Genomic DNA, 20608 nt, shown 5'->3' with positions numbered 1-20608 from the left:
GCTGACTTCCGGTGCCGCTGCGATGAGTTCGGGCGGACGAGGCTGCGGCCTGCCGTACTGAGCTCATGGTGAGGCGGAACAGTTGGCCGGATTTCGGGTTTGGATTGCATGCGCAACAACTGTGGGCGACTGCAATGTCCGTGCGAACACAGATTTCGGCGATGATCTTCATGATGGTTCAGGCTGTGCTGTTCGGCGCGGGAGTCCTGACCATTCTCCTCACGCCGCTGAGCGATCACGCGATGATCGCGATGCCGGTCATGATCGCATCGAGCGTGGCGCTGGCCGCCATTCTCTCCTGGCAGATCGCACCGCGGCTGCGTGCGAGATACTGGCGGCGGCGTGGAACCACCCACGACCTGATCTCGGGTTGACGCGGGACGCCGGGCTCCGGACGGCAGGTGCAACGCTGCTTTCGGACTGGTGTGCCTGGCCTTCGCCGCGGCCACGGCAACAAAGAACGGCTGCGGAATACTCAAACCGGCGTCGTTCGCCCACGATTTCACTCCGCCGCATAGGGCGACACAGCGGCGCCGCGACGGTCGTTGCGGCGCAATATCGAAAGCCGGCAGTTCGTTAGAACCAACCCTGAGCCGCACGGTTAGAGAGCATTCTCATGGAGGATGAACTATGCGCGTTTCAGCAGCAGCGACCGTTCTGTTCCTGTCCTCTTGTTTCGTGTCCGCCGCAGCTCTGGCTGAGCAGGCCGACACCACGCCTCGAACGGGCCAGTCCCAAGCCGTTCCTGTGCAGCCCGAACGCACGCCCCAGCAGGCGGACCAGGCCCGGGAGCGCGAGCGGCAGAGCGCCGAAGATACCAAGGTGAACCGCGATTGGACCACGCAACAGCGCGACGACGATCGGATGGGCATGGATCGCATGCGCCAGCACCGCATGGGCCGCATGATGGACCAGGACATGGACCATCGCACCACGGGAAGGAGTTCGCGCATGCAGCGCGACGACGACATGGATCGCCGTTCAAGCAGCTTCGACGAGGACCGGCCGTATCGCCGTATCAAGATCTGCTACGAGTACGAAAATGGCGACGAGTTCTGTCGCTACCGTGACTAGGTGAGGGCGGTTGCGACAGCATCGGCTGATGAGGCACCGACCGCACCGCTGCCCGCGGGCTCGCTTCCTGACAGCGAACGAGCTGCTGGTTTGCGTCAGCTTGCGCGGCGTGCAAACAGCAGCGCGCCGCCGAGGCCGCACATGACGGCGCCCGACGCCTGCCGCATCCGCGTCACGAGGCTCGGGCGCGTGACGAGACCGTGCCGTGCTCTGGCGGCCCAGAACGTCACGACCAGGTCGACGCTGGTGTTGAGCGCGACCGAGATCAGGCCCAGCACGATGAACTGCGCGGCAACGTGGCCGCTGGGATCGACGAACTGCGGGATGAAGGCGAGGAAGAACGCCGCTGTCTTCGGATTGAGCGCGTCGGCGATGATGCCCTCGCGGAAGGCGCGCCGGCTGCCGGTCGTCATCACCTCAGCTGGCTCTGCGACCCGGGCCTCACGTCACGTCGTGATGCCCAGCCAGAACAGATAAAAGTACCGGCGATCTTCAGCGCGGTGAGCGCTTCGGTGCTAGCCATCACCAGCGCCGCTGGAGGCCAGCCCCTCGCTCCGCCCGCCGGCCAGCGTCCGCGCTACGATGTAGAAGGTGCCGGGGCCAGGCGTCAGCGGGACGACGAGCCCAGGGCTTGCGAAGATGACTGGGAAATGTAGCATGAGTTGCCTCCGCTGGAGGAGGGGAAGTCGACCAAGAGGCAACTGCCGAAGAGCCGGCTCAGATCTTTAGGCGTCTTCCTCATCGTCTTCATCGTCTTCATCGTCAGATTGCACAGCCATCGTCTCAATGTACCTATGGCGAATGTCGCGTAGGGATTGCTTACTATCCTGATCTACCAAGAAGAACCACCAGCCACCGATCTTCCTGCCCGCGATAGCAGTAGCCGCATCATTGGCGCTCACGTATGCCTTGCCATCGACATCAATCTTTCCATCGCTGAGCAAGGTCGCGGTCACGTGGCTATACTTCCTGCGCCGAGGAAACAGCGCCATACCAATCTGAAGCATTCCTGCGTTTAGCAGATCAGCCAGCTCGACGGACTTGAACGTTTTTGGCTTATCGGGAGCGAACTCCGATTTATAGTTTGCGGGAACCTGCCAGATATTCTCTATTAAGCCCACGAGGTGCTCGCTGCGCTGGCGTATCGAATCCTCCGTCCATTCCCGTTCCGAATTTTTCAATAATTCGCGGTTGAGAAATAAGACATCATGTGCCTCAAGACCCTCGCGCTTGCCGCCTGCGCCCACCCATGGTCCGTTAGACACCTTTGAGTTTAGCTTTGTTGTAAGAAGCGTTAGATTTCCCAGGCTGTGGATCAGGCGATCTCGTTCCGTCTCCCTGGTTGTGTCGGATATGGGCCAGTTGGCCTGCCATTTTCTAGGCATGATGTGTTCAATCGCAAGCTTCCCCCTAGGCACTCTTTCGTTTCCAAGTCCTTTTCTTCCATTCTTCCATCCGCGCAGGTGATCCTCTATGCCCTCTAGAACCATGCGCAATCGTCCGCGTCCGAGCCGTCGGTATGCCTGCATTGGCGTCAATTCTTGTGTGAGTTCGATGTTATCAGGCCAGTACCGGCCTGCGCTGCGTTGACTCGTTAAATAGCTCTCTATGATGTCGCCTGCCTGAATGCGGTCTGAACTGGAGAGCCGCGAAATCATCTCTGAAATAGCTTGACTGTAGGATTTCGTAGTCGCACGTACGAGCATACGCCTTACCATCCAGCTCTCGACTACATTAAGGCACTTCAGTAACTGGTCTTCGGGAATCGCTGCCTGGTCCGCGTCAAAGAGGCAGATAACAAGTGGTTTGACGACCTCGCTTTCCAGAACACTGGTTCGATACGCAAACAGATCAATCGGATTTGGAGACGTGCTGTCCGATTGTGCTGCCGTTATGAACGTGCGATAATTGCCGGCCGCGAGATGGATTTGTTTGAGTAAGGCCTCCATTTTGAGTGCTGATTCGTCGGCATACCGCTTAAACCGATCAAAGACCTCTCGAGCAACGACTTCTTCACCGGTTTTGGCAACGAGCCAATGGTTTAAAAATAGGGCCGATCGTGGGTATCTTAGCCGGCCGACACTGATTTCAGTCTCCCAGAAGCCGGTCTCGAACTCCTTCCAGTATCTCTGATAGGCGATCTCAACATCGGCTCCATCCTCCTGCAATCGCTGAAATATAAAATTCTTGATCAAGTCGGCTGCTGAAAGTTGCGCGCCTCTCGCGTTGAGGGTTTCAAAGATTTCTTGGGCGTTCTCGTCGGCAGTCAGGTCGATAACAACGATCTGGAGTAAATCTCTTGCGGCAGTTTCTATGGCGACTGCGCGCTTCTGAATTTCATCTGCGCTTTCTGACTTGAGCCAGAGTTCGGCTTGTTCGCAGAAGAAGCGGTGTGCTTCTACAATTCGATCCCCTCGTGGGCGGTTTCCATTGGTGCTTTGCCCGCTTCCTTTGTTCATGACATGATAAAAGGCAGGGCGGTCACGGTTTGTTGGCCAGACTTTGAATCTGTCCTCTGGCGCCGAACAGAATGGTTCGGCATTTCGAACGAGTGCTTCGAGTCGCTTTGCTGGTTGGGTGGCTTGGGCTGCCAACAGCTGCGATGCGAGGGCATCCAAGAGTATCTGAAGCGTTGTTAGTCTTTGTTGACCATCGATAATTGTTCTCTCTTGCATTAGGCCGGTCTGCTTGGGAATTTGTTGAAGCACAACAGCTCCCAAGAAGTGCGCCTGGTTCTTCTCTCCAGAATTGTTGATTAGTCGGCTGGCGATACGTGTAAGGTCCTCCCAAAGCGGCTCCCACTGATTTTCTTCGTTCCAGACGTAGGGTCTTTGAAAGAGTGGCACGACGAGCCGTTGCGGCTGCATGAAAATCAATTGTGGTGTGCGAACCTGCGTTTCCATTTTTTGAATCCCTTTTATGAATATCAACTTAGACTAGAAGGTTGTTTCTTCGGTTTCAATGCCGACCGTTTCGGGCAACGCAACTCAACGAAGATGATGTCGACCTGGGAGTTGCGTCGAGTGAGACACCTGTGCGGATGTTTTGAGGAAGCCGCAACTTCACATGCCGGGCTTGCCCGACGGGCCATCCTCGCATTCCCGCCATGCGCAATCTGCCCGTCGTGTTAGTTTGTCGCAATCATTCCGCTTGCGTCGTCGGGCAAATCACCTTCACATTTCCGGCTATCCCGCCTCGATGGAGAGGGACGGTTCGCGGTCGTCACGAGGCGTGAGGCGGGGAGGCGGTGGCTGCATCGTGCTCGCAACGTGCCGATAGCGCGCGTCGACGAACGGCACGGTGCAGACGGTCAAGTCGTGTGGTCCTGACACCCCGATGCTGGTGTCAAGTTCGCGACGATGCCTTCCGGCATCGCGCGGATGACGGGGGCAAACAAGCCGGTCCCCGAGGAGAGCGCGAAGCAGCCGAAAAGCCCACCGCGCAGGGAATGCCGGATGATCGGCAGCACCTGTGGTACCTGCCGCCTGCATTTTTTTCGCAGGCGGGCCATGGGTTGCGGCCAGCACCCGGCATTCCCTGCGCCCTCTTCGTCGAAGGAGGGCCGAACGACCGGAATAACTCGGGCGAACAAAGCCGCGAGGTCGCGGAGGCGCGTCGCTCGGTTGGCGAGATGCTCACCGCGAAAGTGACGGCGCAGCGAAGGGCGACCGAAATCGTTCAGAGATACACCGCTCCCGCCAAGAGCACGGTGCGCTCCCTCTCCCCGTTCTTCACGGGGAGAGGGTTGGGGTGAGGGGCAGACGCACGGGGAGTGTTGGTGGACAAACCTGTACCCCCTCACCCGGATTGCATCTTTCGATGCAATCCGACCTCTCCCCGCAAGCGGGGCGAGGTGCACCGAGTAAGACGCGGCACAGTCATTCCCTACTATCAGTCGACCATTGAAGACCGAGGTCGCGCATGCATCCATCTCGCTTCTCGCTCGGTCGTGGCCATGGAACTCGGGCTCGCGCTGCGCGCGCCCCGGAATGACGGAGGAGAGCAGTGCGGACTTTCTTCTCTCTCTAGGTCAGGAAAAACATCACGGCGCGGTCTGGGCCTCGATCTTGAACTGCGCCAGCGCGCTCGGCGGGTCGATGGCGATGAGCTGGGCGAGCTGCAGGGCTGGGACCTTGGCGCGCGGCGAGAGCTTCAACGTGAAGGTCTGGCGCGGGGTCTGGACGAAACGGCTGATGGCCTCGACGGCGCTGGCGACATCGATGTTGTCGGCGGCGACCTGGGCGCCGATCGCCTTGATGCTGTCGACCAGCGCCTTGCGCGCGGCATCGCGCGTGATCGCATGACCGCGCGCGTAGTTGGCGACGAGCAGGTCGACCGCGCCGAGATCGTGCAAGGTCAATTCCAGTCCGCTGGCCTCGATCTGCTCCGCTGCCGTCGTGGCCTGCTGCAGGTCGATGGTGAACACGTCGCGCGGCACCTGCGACAGCGAGACATTGGCCGAGGCTGCGATGAGGTTGCTGACCTCGAGCTTGAAGGGCTGGAGCGCGAACGCACCCGAGCTCTCGGTCCAGCCGAGGCCGAGATCGGCGTCGAACGCGGCGGTGTCGATGCCGGCGACGAGGAGCGGCAGCAGCGCCGGATTGGACGCATCCAGAGGTCCGGCCATCTTGGCCACCAGGTGCGCCTGGGTCGGGATGGGGCCGACGAACTGGCCCCAGTCGAGGCTGAAATTGTCGATCTGCACCGGCTTGGTGCTCGCCTTGTAGGAGGTCGTCAGCCCCTTCAGCTCGATGCCGCCGATCAGCTTGAACAGCGCCAGGGCTTCGGCCGCACCGGGCTTGGCGCCGGGCACGGCGAATTTGGCGGTCTGGCGCAGCATACCGCCCATGTCGAAGCGCTTGACCGCGAAGCGGCCGAGCTTGACCGGTCCGTTCGGGGTCCGTCCGTCGAAGCCCTCGAACGCGACGTCGCCCTTGCCGTCGTCGAGGTCGAACCGCGTCAGCGCGACCTTGACCGGGCCGTCGGGAGTCTCGACCGCCAGACCTCGGACCTCGACGTTCTTGAACAGGACGCCGTCATAGATGCTGGCCACCTTGTCGATGAGGTCGGGCGTCATGGCGCTCGTTCGCGGCGAGGTCGGCGTCAGGGCAGCGACCAGCGCGGGCAGCTGGATGCGCGACGGCCGCACGCCGAACTCGTCCATCGTCAGGCTGTCGATGTGCATGCGCATGCCGAGATCGGACGTGATCTCGTAGAGGCCCATCCCGGCGGAGCCGCTCAGGCGGATGGCACGATCGTCCTTGGCGGACTCGGTCGCGAACAGGGCGACGATGGCGTTGACGTCGATGTCCTTGGTCACGATGTCGAGCATGCGGCCGCGCACCGTCTCGACCTTGCCGTTCGGCGGCTGCGCCGCCGTGCTGAAGGTGACTTCCTGGATCTTGTAGTTGTCGATGCGGCCGCCCTTGATGCCGTCCACCACCAGCCCGGAATAGCCGAATTCGGTCGGCCCGACCGCGGCGCCGCCTTCCATCGTGCCGGTGACCCGCGGCACCGTGGCCGAGGTGGCGCTGACGGTGGCGAGCTGTTGGGCGAGGGCGCGGGTGGTCTCGAGCGCACCCGCCCCGGCCGGGATCGCCGCGAACCGCGCCGGGCCGGCGTAATCCTTCACCATCAGTTGCGGCAGCTTGTAGCTCAGGCGCAGCGGCGAGGGGCCGGGGATCTGGCCGGCCACGGCGATGTCGCCGATCTCGATGCTGGCGGCCGTGACATGCTCGGAATCAGGCTGGCTCAGGCCGGTCGCGGTGACGGTGCCAAGCGTGACGCTGGCCGGCGGCTGGGTCGCCGATTCCAGCTTGACATCGGCGATTGTCAACTTGCGGCTCCACAGGTCGAAGGCGACCTTGCCATGGGTTGCCGTGGCGCCACTCTGCCGGATCTGGGCAAAGCTCGCCTCGACCTCGCGCTCGGCGCGGCTCTGGGCGTACCAGGGCACGCCGACGAGGCCAGCGACGGCCAGCGCGACAGCCGTGAGAATTCCGATCACGATACGGGTCATTTGATGTGCTCCGCCCAAGGCTTAGGCAGCAAGTGGTGATGGTCTCAATGAAATCGATGGAGTAGGGATGTGCTTCTGCGAATTGGGGAATCGCTGGCCCGGGATGCCGGCGAGCATGGTTTCGGATGTTGCATGAAAGCCGCCCAACGTGCATCACATGCGCTTCCACCGGCCGGAAAAACCGACGTCTGACCGAGACTCAAGAGACCAAAAATCCGGGTCGGAAACGCTGGAGCACGTATGTCGTCGTCCTATTCTGAAGATCTTCGTTCCGCAGCCCTGGCCTATCACCGCCTGCCGCGGCCCGGCAAGCTGGAGATCCAGGCCTCCAAGCCGCTCGCCAACCAGCGCGACCTGGCGCTGGCCTATTCGCCGGGCGTCGCCGCTGCGTGTACCGAGATCGCCAACAACCCGGCAGAGGCCGCCTCGCTGACCGCGCGGGCCAACCTGGTGGCCGTCGTCTCCAACGGGACCGCCGTGCTCGGCCTCGGCAATATCGGCCCGCTGGCCTCCAAGCCGGTGATGGAGGGCAAGGCGGTCCTGTTCAAGAAATTCGCCGGCATCGACGTGTTCGACATCGAGATCGCGGCCGACACGATCGACCGGGTGGTCGAGACGGTCGCGGCGCTGGAGCCGACCTTCGGCGGCATCAACCTCGAGGACATCAAGGGACCGGAGTGCTTCGAGATCGAGGCGCGGCTCAAGGAGCGCATGAAGATCCCGGTCTTCCATGACGACCAGCACGGCACCGCGATCATCGTCGGCGCCGCGATCAAGAATGCGCTGTCGCTGGCCGGCAAGCAGCTCTCCGAGGTCAAGATCGTGACGTCGGGCGCAGGCGCGGCCGCCATCGCCTGCCTCAATCTGCTGGTGTCGATGGGAGCGCAGCGCAAGAACATCTGGGTCTGCGACATCGACGGCGTCGTCCATGAGGGCCGCAACACGCTGATGGATCCGTGGAAGGCGGTCTATGCGCAGAAGACCGACAAGCGGACCCTGGCCGATGTCATCGGCGGCGCCGACATCTTCCTCGGGCTGTCCGCCGGCGGCGTGCTGAAGCCGGAGCTGTTGAAGCAGATGGCCGAGAAGCCGCTGATCATGGCGCTTGCCAATCCCAACCCAGAGATCATGCCGGAAGAGGCGCGCGCGGCGCGGCCCGACGCGATGATCTGTACCGGGCGTTCGGACTTCCCGAACCAGGTCAACAACGTGCTGTGCTTCCCGTTCATCTTCCGCGGCGCGCTCGACGTCGGCGCCACCGCGATCAACGAGGCGATGAAGCAGGCCGCGGTCGATGCGATCGCGCAGCTCGCCCAGGACCCGCCGTCCGACGCGGTGTCCCGCGGCTTCGACACCGGCGAGACCCAGGGGTTTGGCCCGGGCTCGCTGATCCCCTCGCCGTTCGATCCGCGCCTGATCCTGCGCATTGCGCCGGCGGTGGCGAAGGCGGCGATGGAGTCCGGCGTCGCGACCCGGCCGATCACGAACTTCGACGAGTATACCGCGCTGCTGGAGCGTTTCGCGTTCCGCTCCGGCCTGGTGATGAAGCCCGTGTTCGCCAAGGCAAAGACGCAGCCGGTCCGCGTGATCTATGCCGAGGGCGAGGACGAGCGCGTGCTGCGCGCGACCCAGGTGGTGCTGGAGGAGAAGCTGGCGCGGCCGATCCTGGTCGGGCGCCCCAGCGTGGTCGAGGCCCGCATCAAGCGCTTCGGCCTGTCGATCAAGGCCGGGCGTGATTTCGACCTCGTCAATCCCGAGGACGATCCGCGCTACCGTTCTTACGTGCAGAGCTACATCGAGATCGCCGGCCGCCGTGGTGTCACGCCGGATGCGGCGCGCACGGTGGTGCGCACCAACGCCACGGTCATCGCGGCGCTCGCCGTCGTCAGGGGCGAGGCGGACGCCATGATCTGCGGCGTCGAGGGCCGCTACATGAGCCATCTGCGTCATGTCCGCGAGATCATCGGCTTCATGCCGGGGGTCAGCGACTACGCGGCGCTGGCGCTCACCATCACCAGCAAGGGCGCCTATTTCATCGGCGACACCCAGGTGCGGCCGGATCCGACCGCTGAGGAGCTCGCCGAGATGGCCTCGCTCGCGGCCAACCACGTCACGCGCTTCAACATCAAGCCGAAGATCGCGTTCGTGTCGCACTCCGATTTCGGCGGCTACGACACGGAGTCGTCGCGCAAAATGCGGCAGGCGACGGCGCTGTTGAAGCAGCATCGTCCCGACCTCGAGGCCGACGGCGAGATGCAGGGTGACACCGCGCTGTCGGCGACCGCGCGCAAGGCGATCCTGCCGCATTCCAATCTCGAGGGCTCGGCCAACGTGCTGATCATGCCGAATCTCGATGCCGCCAACGTCGCCTATCAGATGATCAAGGTGCTGGCGGATGCGGTCCCGGTGGGGCCGATCCTGATCGGCCCTGCCAGGCCGGCGCATATCCTCACGCCATCGGTGACGGCGCGCGGCATTCTCAACATGACGGCGGTGGCCGCCGTCGAGGCCCAGGAGCGGGCGGGGAGGGCGCAGCCGACGCTGTTCGCGTAAAGCGGTTGGCGTGATCGAAGTGTGGCGGAATTCGTCCGGTTTCGGTCGTATTCCGCCCGCCTTTATTGTTGAAAAGCGTTCGCGACGTCACATATCCGGCCCGGTGGGCCGGCGACACATCGTTTGAAGTTGATCCGTGAGGGCGAGAATGCCGGGTTTCATTACATTCGGGCGCGTTCTGTTCGCCGTGATCTTCATCTACACGGGCGCGACCAAGCTGTTCGGCATTGCCGCCACCGCCGATCTGATCGCCGCCAAGGTCACGATTCCCACGATGCTCGCGCCCTATGCGGCGCAGCTCGAGGCCGCCGCCAAGATGCCGATGCCGCAGATCCTGGCGATCGCGGCCGGCGCGTTCGAGGTGCTCGCCGGTGTGATGATCGCGCTCAACTTTCTCGGGCGTTTCTTCGCGGCTCTGATGATCCTGTTCGTCGGCGCGACCATCTTCTACTTCCATGACTTCTGGAACCAGACCCCGCCCGACAACGCCAAGACCCTGATCGACGCGCTGAAGAACCTGTCGATCATCGGCGCGCTGTTCATGATCTTCGGCTACGGCAAGGGCCCGAAGGCACCGGAGCAGAGCGCCTACGGAGATATCTAGGAGGGAGCCTTAAGCGGATCGCTTCCAGGCGGTCACGCTGACGTCGTCGGCGGGATCGAGCATCAGCTGATTGGACGGCGTGTAGCCGTGGGCCGTCAGCACCTGCTGCGGCGATCGGTCGGGACCGACGCCTGGAAAGCACGGCGCGCCGCCGGGCAGGGAGACGTGGGGCGCCAGCGACAGGAAGAAGCTGTCGTAGCTGTCCATGAACATCTCGAACACGACCGGACCGCCGATCACGGCCACCGTGCCAGAGCTGACGCCCGCGGCTTCACAGGCGGCTTCGAAGGAGGCGCCCGCCGGATTCCAAAGGGTAGAGAGCGGCTTCTCCGGATCCGGCGCCAGCCCCGCGACCTTGCGGGTCACGACGATGCGCCGGCGCTTCGGCGAGTTCGGCTGGTCCTCATAGGAGTTGCGGCCATGGACGATCAGATCGGCGCCATCGAGGGCCTGGGAAAAGAATGCGGCGTCGCCGGGGAATTTCAGGGCGGGCGGCATCGCATTGTGCGCGTCGGCCAACATCCCGTCGGCCGACACGATCACGTAACCTTCGATACGAAGCTTGGTCACTGACGAAAGGAATCCTGTCTCATTCGGACACTGTCGTCACAACGCTCGAGACCGGCCTTTGGCTCACTGTCGGCAGCTTCGCGACCTTGGCGAGCTGCTCGTCATATTGCGGCAGCGACTGCACCGGCGCCTTGGCGCGCATCGCGACCACCTTGTAGCCGCCGGCCTTCAGGCGGCGCAGCATCTCGGGCAGGGCCTCGGCGGTATGCTTGTGGAAGTCGTGCATCAGGATGATGCCCTTGCCGAGCTTGTCGAGCTTCTTGAAGGTGACGTCGAGCACCGCCTGCGCATTGCGCGCCTTGAAGTCGAACGAGTCGAGATCGCAGGAGAAGATTCCGATGTTGCGGGTGCCGAGATAGGTCACCATCTCCGGCGGGTGCTGCAGGGCCGGGAAGCGGAAGAACGGCGCCGGCGAGTTGCCGCCGAGCGCCCACTTCACGGCGCTGATGCCGAGCTCGATCTCTTCCTTGCGCTGATCCTCGGTCAGCTTCTTGTTGGTCAGCGCCGCATGCGACCAGGTGTGCGTGCCGACCGTATGGCCGGCATTGTAGACCTGCTTCAGGATCTCCGGGTAATAGGTCGCGTGCTTGCCGATGATGAAGAAGATGCCAGTGGTGCACTGGTCGGCGAGCGCCTTGAGCACGGCGGGCGTGTTCTCCGGCCACGGACCGTCGTCGAACGTCAGCACGACTTCGTGATCCTTCAGGAAGTCGAGGTCCTTGAAGTGCTCGAAGCCGAAGCCTGGACCGCCGGTCGTGTCGATTTCGACGGTGCGGCCGACGCCGAGCGCCTCGGGGTTCATGCAGGGCGCGCGCGGCGGCTGGGTCTGCACCGCAGCGGCCGGGGCGGGAGCGGGCACTGCGGCAGCCGGGGTCGGTGCCGCCGCCGTGCGCTGCGCCTGCGACCACGCCGCGCCAGACGTCAACAGCGAAGCCGCCAAAGAGCTCGCGAACACCAATCCTGCTGCAATCCGCATCGTGTTTCCTCGGGGTTGTTGCAACGGGAGCGCCAGTGCCGAGAGTCGCTCCGTCATCCGGCCGGGATATTAGCCCAGCAGCCGGAGTGGCGCCAAAAGGAAACGAGGCAAAAACACGGGGGAAGTTGCCGGCTTCCGCCGCATTCCTGCCGAGTGTTGCTCAGCCGTTCGCCAGCAGCCGGGCGACCGCGGTCTTGACCCGCGTCTCCGTCGGCTCGACCGAGGAGGCGAACACGTCGGCGATGTAGCCGTCACGGCCGATCAGATATTTGTGAAAGTTCCAGCGCGGCGTCTCTTTGGGCCGCGCCTCGGCGGCCCAGCGGTAGAACGGGTGGGCGTTGGAACCGGTGACCACCGCCTTGGCGGTCATCGGGAAGGTCACGCCATAGTCCTTGTTGGCCAGCTCGGCGATGTCGCCGGCGATTCCGGGCTCCTGGTTGAAGTCGTTGGACGGCACGGCGATGATCGTCAGCCCGCGCTCATGGAACTCGCTCCACAGCTTCTGGAGGCCGGTGTATTGCGGGGTGTAGCCGCACTGCGAGGCCGTGTTGACGACCAGCACCGGCTTGCCGGCGAAATCGGCGAGCCGAATCGGCTCACCGGCCAGCGCCGGGAAGGAGAAGCGGTAGGCGGTCATCTTGCTCACCGCATTGTCGGCATGAGCCGCCTGCGACGTGAGCGCCGCGCCCGACAACGAGGCGCCGATGCCGAGAACAACCATCCTGCGATTGATCATGTGAATCTCCCTGAGCAGAGCCAGCCCCGTCAGCATGAATGTGCCCGCGCTCGACCTGCCGATGCGTGAACGGCTTCGGCGTTGCGCTGGATCAGACTGCGTTGCGGCACGGGATACCCTTGCCGTAGGGCGGAAAGAGGGACGGCGTCGGTCTTCAGCGCAGCGAAAGGATGAACTCGGTGCCCTCGCCGGTTTCGCCCTGGTTGATGCCTTGATCGGAGACGATCAGCGAACTTCCGGTCGACAGGGCTTCGCCGAGCCACGCCATCACGTCGGCGGGAATGGTGATGCGATCGAGCGCCTCGGCTGCGCTGCTCAGCTGAACGACCTGCTTCAGCTCGGCATCGGCGCCCGCGGACTTCTTGCCGCGCCGGACCGCCTTGGCGGCGCCATCGGTCGCCGCGGTGCTTCGCGCCGAGGAGGGCAGCGAGACGACCGACCAGCGCATCGTCGCCGGATCGGCCTTGTCAGCCGTCGCGGTGAACACGTGGGTGCCGAGCGGCTTGTCGCCCGGTGCGATGGTGACCGGGGTGTTGAACACCGGAGCGAAGTTCTGCCGCACGTACAGCTTCGAATCCTTGCGGCTGATGAAGATCGCGATCTGGCTGTTGCGCTTCAATTCGGGCTTGGGCGCAATCGGCTTGTCCGGCGCGGCAACACGCGACTGATCCTTGGCGAGATCGTTGGGATCGACCGCCTTCGCCGGTGCCTCTGCCGCCGGTGTGGACGGCGACGCAGGCTGGTCCGCGATCGGGGCGTCGGCAGGCTTGGACTCTACCGACTTGGACTCAGGCGGCTTGGACTCGGCAGGCTTGAGTTCGGTCGAACCGGTGGCTTCGGCATTCGATGCCTCAGCCGGCTTCTCGACAGCCGGAGCGGCCACCTGCGCAGCATTCGTTGGCTCGCTCGCCGGAGCGACGTCGCCGGGGGCAGACTTGGCCTCTGCGTCGGCGGTCGCAGGCTCAATCTTGGTCTCGGCGACACTGGGCTTCAGATCGGCAGTATTGCTTTGAACCTCCACCGGTGGCGAGCGCGATGGTTCGACGCTTGGGGAAGCATCCGAGACCATCGGTGGGAGTCCGTTGGCGTTGGCGTTGGCGGCGTCGGCGGTCTGCACCTGGCGCGACGCGGCGGGCGATCCTTCGCCGGAGCGCGGGCTCTCGGCATGACCGATCGTGGCGCGCAGATCCGTCGTCGCGACTGTGATCGCGGTGGTGACGGCCGCGCCCTTGTCCGACTTGATCGCCGCCGGCGCAGTCGCATCGGGTTGCACCGATGCGCTCGGCTGCGGCGCCTTCAGTGCAGCGAGCATCGGATGCGAGAAACTCGCAGGAGCCACCTCGTTCGGCGTGACCAGGACCCGGGATCCCATCCGCGTCCAGCCATAGAATCGGGTTGCAAAGCTTGGCGGCATGCGGATGCAGCCATGCGAGGCCGGGTAGCCGGGCAGTACGCCCGCATGGAGCGCGACGCCCGACCAGGTGATGCGCTGCATGAACGGCATCGGGGCGCCGCTATAGATGTTGGAGCGATGGAATTTCTGCTTCTGAATGACGCTGAACACGCCCATCGGGGTGGAATGTCCCTTCATGCCGGTCGAGACCGGCGCTTCCGCGAACAGACCGTTTGCGTCGTAGACCTTGAGCTGCTGCTTGTTGATCGACACCGCGATCGTGACCGGCCCTTGCGGCTTGGCAGCCTCCTTCTCGGTCTTCAGCTTGTCGAGGTGGCGCGCCTTGGCCTTGCGCGGCGCGGCCGGGCGTAAGGTCGGAGCAATGGCGACGGGCTGAGAGTCGTTCCAGTAGTAATAAGACGCTGCGTCAGCCTGTGAAGTCGCTGCGAGGGCAAGCGGAACTGAAACGATTGCTGCACAATAGAACCGCCCCCTGGCGGCCGCACGAACGCAGAGCATTCCGGCAAATCCTCAAGAACCATCTGGTCTTTAGTGTCGCAGACGGAGTCTGCGTTCACCAGCTTGGGGCTTCTGCCCTGCGTGATTTCGTTCCAATCGTAGCAGAAAAGCCTCACATCCCGTTAAACGGGTAGTGGAAGGTCACGGGCTGGAGCGCCTTCCTTGCAGGCATTTGTGTCCCTACATGGGCGGTATGCCGAGCATCGGCGGTATAACGGAGACCGACATGTCGTTCAGAGCCACCAAACGGTTTGATCTGTGGCTGAAAACCCTCGCTTACCTACTGCTTATCGGATTGTCCTCGCCTGTCATCTCAGCATACGCCGCAGACGAGCCGGATCTGATCTTCCGTCGGTCGACCGTGTTCAAATTGCTCAGCCCGAATGACAAGCTCGCGACCTATGGCGTTGATGATCCAGAGGTCGAGGGCGTCGCCTGCCACTTCACGGTGCCGCAGAAGGGCGGATATGCCGGCTGGCTGGGCCTGGCCGAGGAGGTCTCCGACATCTCGCTCGCATGCCGGCAGATCGGCCCGATCAGGTTCAAGCGCAAGCTCGAACAGGCCGACGACATGTTCCGGCAGCGGCGGTCGCTGTTCTTCAAGAAGATGCAGATCGTTCGCGGCTGCGACGCCAAGCGCAACGTGCTGGTCTACATGGTCTACTCGGACAGGCTGATCGAGGGCTCGCCGAAGAACTCGACCTCCTCCGTCCCGATCATGCCTTGGGGCAAAGCCGATGACGGCGCAGTCCAGAAGTGCGGCGATTTCATTCAATAAGGGATGTGCCAAGAGACGATCGGCTGCCGAAAGCCTCGCTGGGCAATTTGTGCTTGGCGGGATCGTGGCAGCCGATCAGCCGCACCAAGCTCTGTGGGGCCGAGGCAGCGTAGCTCTCGGTCCGCTGCTGCGCCATCGGCGTAGCCAGGGAGCTGCGGCGAGATACCTTCGGCTTGGGTGTGTGCAAGCGCTTGTCCATGGTGACCCTGAGGGAGCAACGTCGTCTCCCAACGCGCCGCGCTGCTGGGTTGCCGTGGTGAGCTGGGAGGTTCGCCCTGCCGGCCACGATTAACGCAAGGTCGTTAAGAAGCTCTCCGTCGGCAGATTGACGGTTGCCTTGGATGGCGCTGGCGCGGTCAAAGCGGGTGGCGCTTTAGGTCACTCTCGTTTTGATTGTATTCTGTGTCGTCGGGTGGTCGCGATGAAACGAAGCGGAGGGGCCATGAAACCATTTTGTGCCCGTGCCGCAGACCGCTTGAAACGTGAAGCGGGTATGAAAGCATCAGCGACATGAGAATCGTGTCGTCCCGGCCCGCGTGGATGACATGACAAAAAACAAGAACCAGCGGTCCACCATGTGTTTTCGACTGGATGCTGCGGCGCTTGCCGCGCTGTCGTGCCTCTTCTGGTCCTCCGTCGAGGCGCGGACGACGACCCGATTGCCAGATCTGCGCGGCGAGTTCGTACGGCTGTGTGCGCCTCATATGCTCGACCGGTGGACGCATCCCGAAGCTGTCTGCTCCTGCCTGCATGATCATGCGGCCGCGATGGTGGAGGATGCCGACTTGCGTGAGGCGCTGCTGCGCGGGATCAGTGAGACCGGCGTGCCGACCATAGAGACCGATTGGGTGCCCGCACCGAAGCGAGCGGAGATCGGTCCCACGTTCACCAAGATCGCGAAACCCGCGCTGCAGTGCATGTTCGATCCGGCCAACTGATCAGCCGCCGGGCCTGATGTCGATCAGCATCGATCGTCCGGCGGTGCTCGTTGTCAGTCCAGGCCGTATTGCGACATCAGGGACTGCACGTCCGGCCGGCGCATGATGCGTGAGATCCGGGTACTGATGGCATCCTCGTCGCTGTGTCTTGACGATTTTGCAGCAGGCTTGGGTGCAGGACGGGCCGCTGCCGCGCCGGCACGGGTTGGCTGATGCCGTACAGGAGCAGGCTTTTCGGCGGACGACGAAGCGGCCGGTTGCGTCCCCGTGGCCTGTGTGGCCGCCGCGGCCGGGAGGCCGGACCGGGGCCGCGCGGCAACAGCAGCGATCGCGGGGACCAGCACCGGTGAAGCTGCGGCCGTGACGGGCGGAGTCGGGGCTGGTGCCATCGGGCGTGCTTCGGTGGTGACCGCCGCGGGGGATGTCGCGAGCACTGGATTCGACGTCTTGGCAGCTTCAGCAACGGGCGCGGCGGCCGTGAGCGAGTTGGTACGCGTCTGCGATGAAGCTGCCTCAGGCGCCGGGACGGGCGCAGCCAGTGAGGTGAGCGCCGGGGCTGGCGGCGAGATCGCCGCCGGCGGCTCGATGACCGGAAGCGGGGCGGCGATGGCGGCATTGCCTGCGGAGGCGGCCTCGCTGGTGATCTTTTCGCTGCGGTCCAACTCGGGCTTCCTGATATCGCTGGGGACATTGAGGGCCTGGGTTTGCGCGTGAGCCAGCATCTGCCGCGCGGTCATTGGTGTCTCCGCCGAAGCCGAGATCGGCAGCAGGACGGCGGTCGCGAAGGCCAGCTGCAGGGTCCTCGTTGACGATGTGAACTTGATCATGACCGGCTCCTTGCGATGTGCGATCTGCACTGGGTTCGTTCAGGCCGCTGCGCTGGCGGTCGCCCGGTCGTGGGCGATGACGACACGCTGGCCGCGCATCTTGGCGATCACCTCGTCGCGCGGGCCGAATGCCAGCGTCTTGCCGAAGGCCATCACCATGATGCGGTCAACATGCGCCAACAGCTGCGGACGGTGAGTGACGACGATCACGGTGCGACCGGCGGTCTTCGCCTGGGCCAGGGCGTGCGCCAGCGCCCGCTCGCCGTCCTCGTCGAGGTTCGAGTTCGGCTCGTCGAGGATCAAGAGCCGCGGATTGCCGTAGAGCGCGCGGGCGAGGCCGACGCGCTGCCGCATGCCGCCGGACAATGCCACGCCGCCTTCGCCGATCGGCGTGTCGTAGCCGTTGGGCAGGCGCAGGATGACCTCATGCGCGCCGGCGGCCTTGGCGGCAGCGACAACGGCTGCTTCGTCGACCTTCGCAAGCCGGGCGATGTTGTCGGCGACGGTGCCTGAGAACAGCTCGATGTCCTGCGGCAGATAGCCGATATGCTTGCCCAGCCGGTTCTGATCCCACTGGCTGTAGGCGGCGCCGTCGATGCGGATCACACCTTCGCGCAGCGGCCAGACCCCGGCCATGGCGCGCGCCATGCTCGACTTGCCGCTGGCGGAGGCGCCGACGATCGCGAGACTCTCGCCGGCCTTGAGCGAAAAGCTGACGCCCTTGACCGAGGGACGGCCGGCCGCCGGCGGCCACACCACGGCGTTCTCGACGTCGATGTCGCCGCGCGGCGTCGGCAGCGCGGTCGGTGCAGCCGTGACCGGGAGCGCCTGGAACAGCTCCTCCAGCCGGCGATAGGCGGAGCGGAATGCGATGATGCGCTTCCACTGCCCGACGACCTGCTCGACCGGCGCCAGCGCGCGGCCCATGATGATCGACGTAGCCATCATCGCGCCGGGCGAGATCTGCTGCTCGATCGCGAGCCAGGCGCCGATGCACAGCAGCGAGGTCTGCACCGCCATGCGCGCGAACTTGGTCACGGAATGCATCGCCGCGCCCCGCTCGACGAGGGTGCTGTGGGCATCGACCATCGCCGACTGACGGCAACTCCAGCGGTCCATGACGATGTCGCCCATGCCGAGGCCGCGCACGACCTCGCCATTGCGCAGCGCCGCCGCGACGAAGCGCGAGGCCTCGTTGGCCAGCGCGTTGGTGCGCTCGACGCTGGCGCGGGTGTAGAATTCGGTGAGCAGCGCCAGCGAGAACAGCACCGTCGCGCCGAGCAAAGAGAGGATTCCGAGATAGGCGTGCTGCAGAAAGCACAGCGCGACGAACACCGGCGTCCACGGCAGATCGCAGGCGATGGCGGCGGTGCCGCTGGAGATGCAGTCGCGGATGGTCTCGGCGTCACGGATGATCTGCTGGCCGAAGCGATGCCGCGGCGACAGCTCCGCCTTCATCATCGTCTCGAACAGCGGGTGGCGCAGCGTGCCTTCGAACTGCACGCCGGCACGGGCCAGAACGCCGGAACGGGCGAATTCGAGGACGCCATACAGCACGAGGAAAACACCGACGATGAGCGTCAGCATGACCAGCGTGCCGAGATTGCGGCTGGTGAGCACGCGGTCATAGACCTGCATGGAGTAGAGTGGCGAGGCGAGCATGCTCGCATTGATGAAGAGGCTGAGCACGAAGGTCGCGGTGAGCGCGGGAAAGCACGCGCGGAGCGCGGTTCCCAGCGGGCTTCGGGTGGTGCTCGTCATGTCGGATCCCCTTGCGATGGTGCTGGGGAGCTTCGCCTGGGCGCCCGTCGTCGACCGTGACTGACCTCACATAGCTCGAGGCGGATCTGGCGGCGCTTGAGTTGGCCGGTTGCAGCCGCTACCGGATGGATCAGACGTGCTCAGATTTCGCACTTGCCTGAATCGCAGTGACCTCATGCCTGCCGTAACGTCCCAGAACATCCGGCTCCTGTCGGGCCTCGTCCTGTTTGCGTTCGCCGCGACGCATTTTCTCAACCATGCGGTGGGGCTGTTCAGCCTCGAGGCGATGGATGAGGTGCAGGAATGGCGACTGGTCGTCACCCGATCGTGGCCGGGAACGATCGTGCTGGCGGCGGCACTGCTCGCGCATGCCGTGCTTGCGTTCACCAAGACGGTTGAGCGCGGCACGTGGCGGCTGTCCTCGTGGGAGCTTGTTCAGATCGCCACCGGATTTGCGATCCCACTGTTGTTGCTGCCGCACGTCATCGAGACCCACATGGCTCATGCTCTGTTCGGCGTTCAGGACGGCTACCTCTATGCGCTGGCGCTGCTGTGGCCCAAGGCGGCGTGGATTCAGACCGCGCTGCTGCTGCTGGTCTGGATCCACGGCTGTGTCGGCCTGCATCATTGGCTGAAATTCCGTGGCTGGTATCGCGTGATGCAGCCGCTGCTGTTCGTCCTCGCCGTCGCGCTGCCGTTGGCGGCGCTGATGGGCTTCGTGGTGTCCGGACGCGCCGTCGCCGCGCTGCTCGGCAATCCCGGCATGGCCGAGCAGATGCGCGAGGTCACCCATTGGCCGAGCGAACTCGACGCCAAGTGGATTGCCCTGCTGCAGGTTTCGGCGCAGATCGCGGCCGTCGCGCTGCTCGTTGCAGGCGTGACGATCATCGTGTTCCGCCACGTCGCATCGCTCGCAGCGCCGAAGATTGCCGTTGCCGTCACGGGCGGCGCGACGGTGCAGGCCGCGGTCGGTCCGACGCTGCTGGAGATCGTCGGCAGTCATGGGCTGTCGCTCCAGGCCGAATGCGGCGGCCGCGCCCGCTGCGGTCTCTGCCGCGTCCGGGTCGATGAAGGAGCGGAGACGTTGGCGCCACCCGGCCACGCGGAGCGTGCCATGCTCGCCGAATTGGCGGCACCGGTGAATGTGCGCCTGGCCTGCCAGATCCGCCCTGGGGCGCCGCTGACGATCACGCGTCTCGTCGGCGGCCAACGAGAGGAGAGGGTGCCCGCCGTCGACGGCCTCCAGGCTGAGCGCCGCGCGGTGTGTCTGGTTCATGTTCGGGTCCGCGCGGTGGCGACCATCGCGCGCGACCGGTTGCCTCCGACCTCGGCTTCATGATGAACGAGATCTTCGGCGCCATTGGCGGAGCCATCGAAGCCCGGTCCGGGCGCATCGATCGTTTCCTCGGCGACGGCGTGCTCGCCGTCTTCGGCGAGGAGCAGGGAGCAGAACAAGGCTGCCGCGATGCGCTGCAGGCGATCGGCGCCATGGACGTGGTTATGGACCGCGTCAACGAAAAGATCGCCGCGGAGATCGGTCGGCCCGTGGAGCTGGCGATTGGTGCTCACCTTGGCGACATCGTTGTCGGGCAACTGACCCTTGGACGCACCTCGCAGGTGGCTGTGCTCGGACTTGGGACGGAGTGGCCGGCGCTTCTGGCTGAATTGGCGGAGACCAGAGGCTGGCAGCTCGCAATGTCCGGGGGCGTGGCGACAGCTGCCGGCCTTGTTGATCTGGATGGAGCGATGCGTGAGAGGCTTGCCGATCCCGAACAGGGTCGCGAACTGGACGCCATCGGCGTGCGGCGTGCCCGCGACCTTGCAGTCGTTGCGGGCACGCCACCGGCGCGGTCGGCATAG

At 64.2% G+C, this 20608-nt stretch carries 16 protein-coding genes and 1 pseudogene; 8 read left to right on the top strand and 9 right to left on the bottom strand.

The genetic code is table 11. The features are described 5' to 3' along the window. The first annotated feature begins 134 nt into the window (after positions 1-134). Both ACQR1D_RS14875 and ACQR1D_RS14870 read left to right on the top strand, forming a co-directional pair. Entirely contained in the window at positions 135-374 is a 240-nt protein-coding gene (locus ACQR1D_RS14875; RefSeq protein ID WP_315800256.1) for a hypothetical protein, read from the top strand. A 256-nt stretch (positions 375-630) separates the two neighbouring features. After that, entirely contained in the window at positions 631-1074 is a 444-nt protein-coding gene (locus tag ACQR1D_RS14870) for a hypothetical protein (RefSeq protein ID WP_315800255.1), read from the top strand. Positions 1075-1169: 95 nt separating this feature from the next. On the opposite strand, the pseudogene ACQR1D_RS14865 reads toward ACQR1D_RS14870, so the two are convergent. The 3 genes and pseudogenes from ACQR1D_RS14865 to ACQR1D_RS14855 form a co-directional block, all read right to left on the bottom strand. Continuing rightward, a pseudogene (locus tag ACQR1D_RS14865) lies at positions 1170-1733 on the bottom strand (LysE family translocator). A gap of 66 nt (positions 1734-1799) precedes the next feature. Further along, positions 1800-3977, bottom strand: a complete 2178-nt coding sequence (locus tag ACQR1D_RS14860) for a GmrSD restriction endonuclease domain-containing protein (RefSeq protein ID WP_434840023.1) — start codon at positions 3975-3977, stop codon at positions 1800-1802. Positions 3978-5116: 1139 nt separating this feature from the next. Further along, positions 5117-7093 carry a hypothetical protein gene (locus tag ACQR1D_RS14855; protein WP_434840024.1) on the bottom strand — a complete coding sequence of 659 codons (1977 nt, stop codon included), beginning with the start codon at positions 7091-7093 and terminating at the stop codon, positions 5117-5119. Between the two features lie 240 nt (positions 7094-7333). Between ACQR1D_RS14855 and ACQR1D_RS14850 the strand changes: the two genes are divergently transcribed. Together ACQR1D_RS14850 and ACQR1D_RS14845 are read left to right on the top strand one after the other, a co-directional pair. Beyond that, positions 7334-9646: an NADP-dependent malic enzyme gene (locus tag ACQR1D_RS14850; RefSeq protein WP_315800252.1), complete on the top strand. Its 2313-nt coding sequence runs from the start codon at positions 7334-7336 to the stop codon at positions 9644-9646. Positions 9647-9794: 148 nt separating this feature from the next. Further along, positions 9795-10250 carry a DoxX family protein gene (locus ACQR1D_RS14845; protein WP_315800251.1) on the top strand — a complete coding sequence of 152 codons (456 nt, stop codon included), beginning with the start codon at positions 9795-9797 and terminating at the stop codon, positions 10248-10250. Positions 10251-10259: 9 nt separating this feature from the next. Here the strand turns inward: ACQR1D_RS14845 and ACQR1D_RS14840 are convergent, their stop codons facing one another. The 4 genes from ACQR1D_RS14840 to ACQR1D_RS14825 all read right to left on the bottom strand — a co-directional run bounded on the left by ACQR1D_RS14840 (position 10260) and on the right by ACQR1D_RS14825 (position 14444). Next, positions 10260-10820, bottom strand: a complete 561-nt coding sequence (locus tag ACQR1D_RS14840) for a dihydrofolate reductase family protein (RefSeq protein WP_316180866.1) — start codon at positions 10818-10820, stop codon at positions 10260-10262. A 19-nt stretch (positions 10821-10839) separates the two neighbouring features. Then, on the bottom strand, positions 10840-11796 hold the full coding sequence (locus ACQR1D_RS14835; protein WP_434840025.1) for a polysaccharide deacetylase family protein: 957 nt from the start codon (positions 11794-11796) through the stop codon (positions 10840-10842). Positions 11797-11956: 160 nt separating this feature from the next. Continuing rightward, positions 11957-12532, bottom strand: a complete 576-nt coding sequence (locus ACQR1D_RS14830; protein WP_315800248.1) for a glutathione peroxidase — start codon at positions 12530-12532, stop codon at positions 11957-11959. A 154-nt stretch (positions 12533-12686) separates the two neighbouring features. Then, positions 12687-14444 carry a L,D-transpeptidase family protein gene (locus ACQR1D_RS14825; protein WP_434840026.1) on the bottom strand — a complete coding sequence of 586 codons (1758 nt, stop codon included), beginning with the start codon at positions 14442-14444 and terminating at the stop codon, positions 12687-12689. A 226-nt stretch (positions 14445-14670) separates the two neighbouring features. Between ACQR1D_RS14825 and ACQR1D_RS14820 the strand changes: the two genes are divergently transcribed. Both ACQR1D_RS14820 and ACQR1D_RS14815 read left to right on the top strand, forming a co-directional pair. Continuing rightward, the gene (locus ACQR1D_RS14820; protein WP_434840027.1) at positions 14671-15222 is read left to right on the top strand and encodes a CreA family protein; all 552 of its coding nucleotides are present in this window, start codon (positions 14671-14673) and stop codon (positions 15220-15222) included. A gap of 575 nt (positions 15223-15797) precedes the next feature. Then, positions 15798-16160 (top strand): hypothetical protein, encoded by a 363-nt coding sequence (locus tag ACQR1D_RS14815; RefSeq protein WP_316181020.1) that lies wholly within the window; start codon positions 15798-15800, stop codon positions 16158-16160. 53 nt (positions 16161-16213) lie between these two features. Here ACQR1D_RS14815 and ACQR1D_RS14810 read toward each other — a convergent pair whose 3' ends face one another. Continuing rightward, positions 16214-16987 carry a hypothetical protein gene (locus ACQR1D_RS14810; protein WP_434840028.1) on the bottom strand — a complete coding sequence of 258 codons (774 nt, stop codon included), beginning with the start codon at positions 16985-16987 and terminating at the stop codon, positions 16214-16216. Between the two features lie 39 nt (positions 16988-17026). Continuing rightward, entirely contained in the window at positions 17027-18748 is a 1722-nt protein-coding gene (locus ACQR1D_RS14805) for a type I secretion system permease/ATPase (RefSeq protein ID WP_434840029.1), read from the bottom strand. Positions 18749-18923: 175 nt separating this feature from the next. Between ACQR1D_RS14805 and ACQR1D_RS14800 the strand changes: the two genes are divergently transcribed. After that, positions 18924-20087 carry a 2Fe-2S iron-sulfur cluster-binding protein gene (locus ACQR1D_RS14800; protein WP_434893872.1) on the top strand — a complete coding sequence of 388 codons (1164 nt, stop codon included), beginning with the start codon at positions 18924-18926 and terminating at the stop codon, positions 20085-20087. Further along, positions 20084-20608 (top strand): hypothetical protein, encoded by a 525-nt coding sequence (locus ACQR1D_RS14795; protein ID WP_434893873.1) that lies wholly within the window; start codon positions 20084-20086, stop codon positions 20606-20608. Before ACQR1D_RS14800 ends, ACQR1D_RS14795 begins: the two co-directional genes overlap by 4 nt.

The sequence above is a fragment of the Bradyrhizobium sp. HKCCYLRH2047 genome, assembly GCF_051168175.1.
Lineage (GTDB): Bacteria > Pseudomonadota > Alphaproteobacteria > Rhizobiales > Xanthobacteraceae > Bradyrhizobium.
The sequence above is the reverse complement of the archived record's forward strand: the minus strand, read 5'-3'. Positions and strand labels throughout refer to the sequence as shown.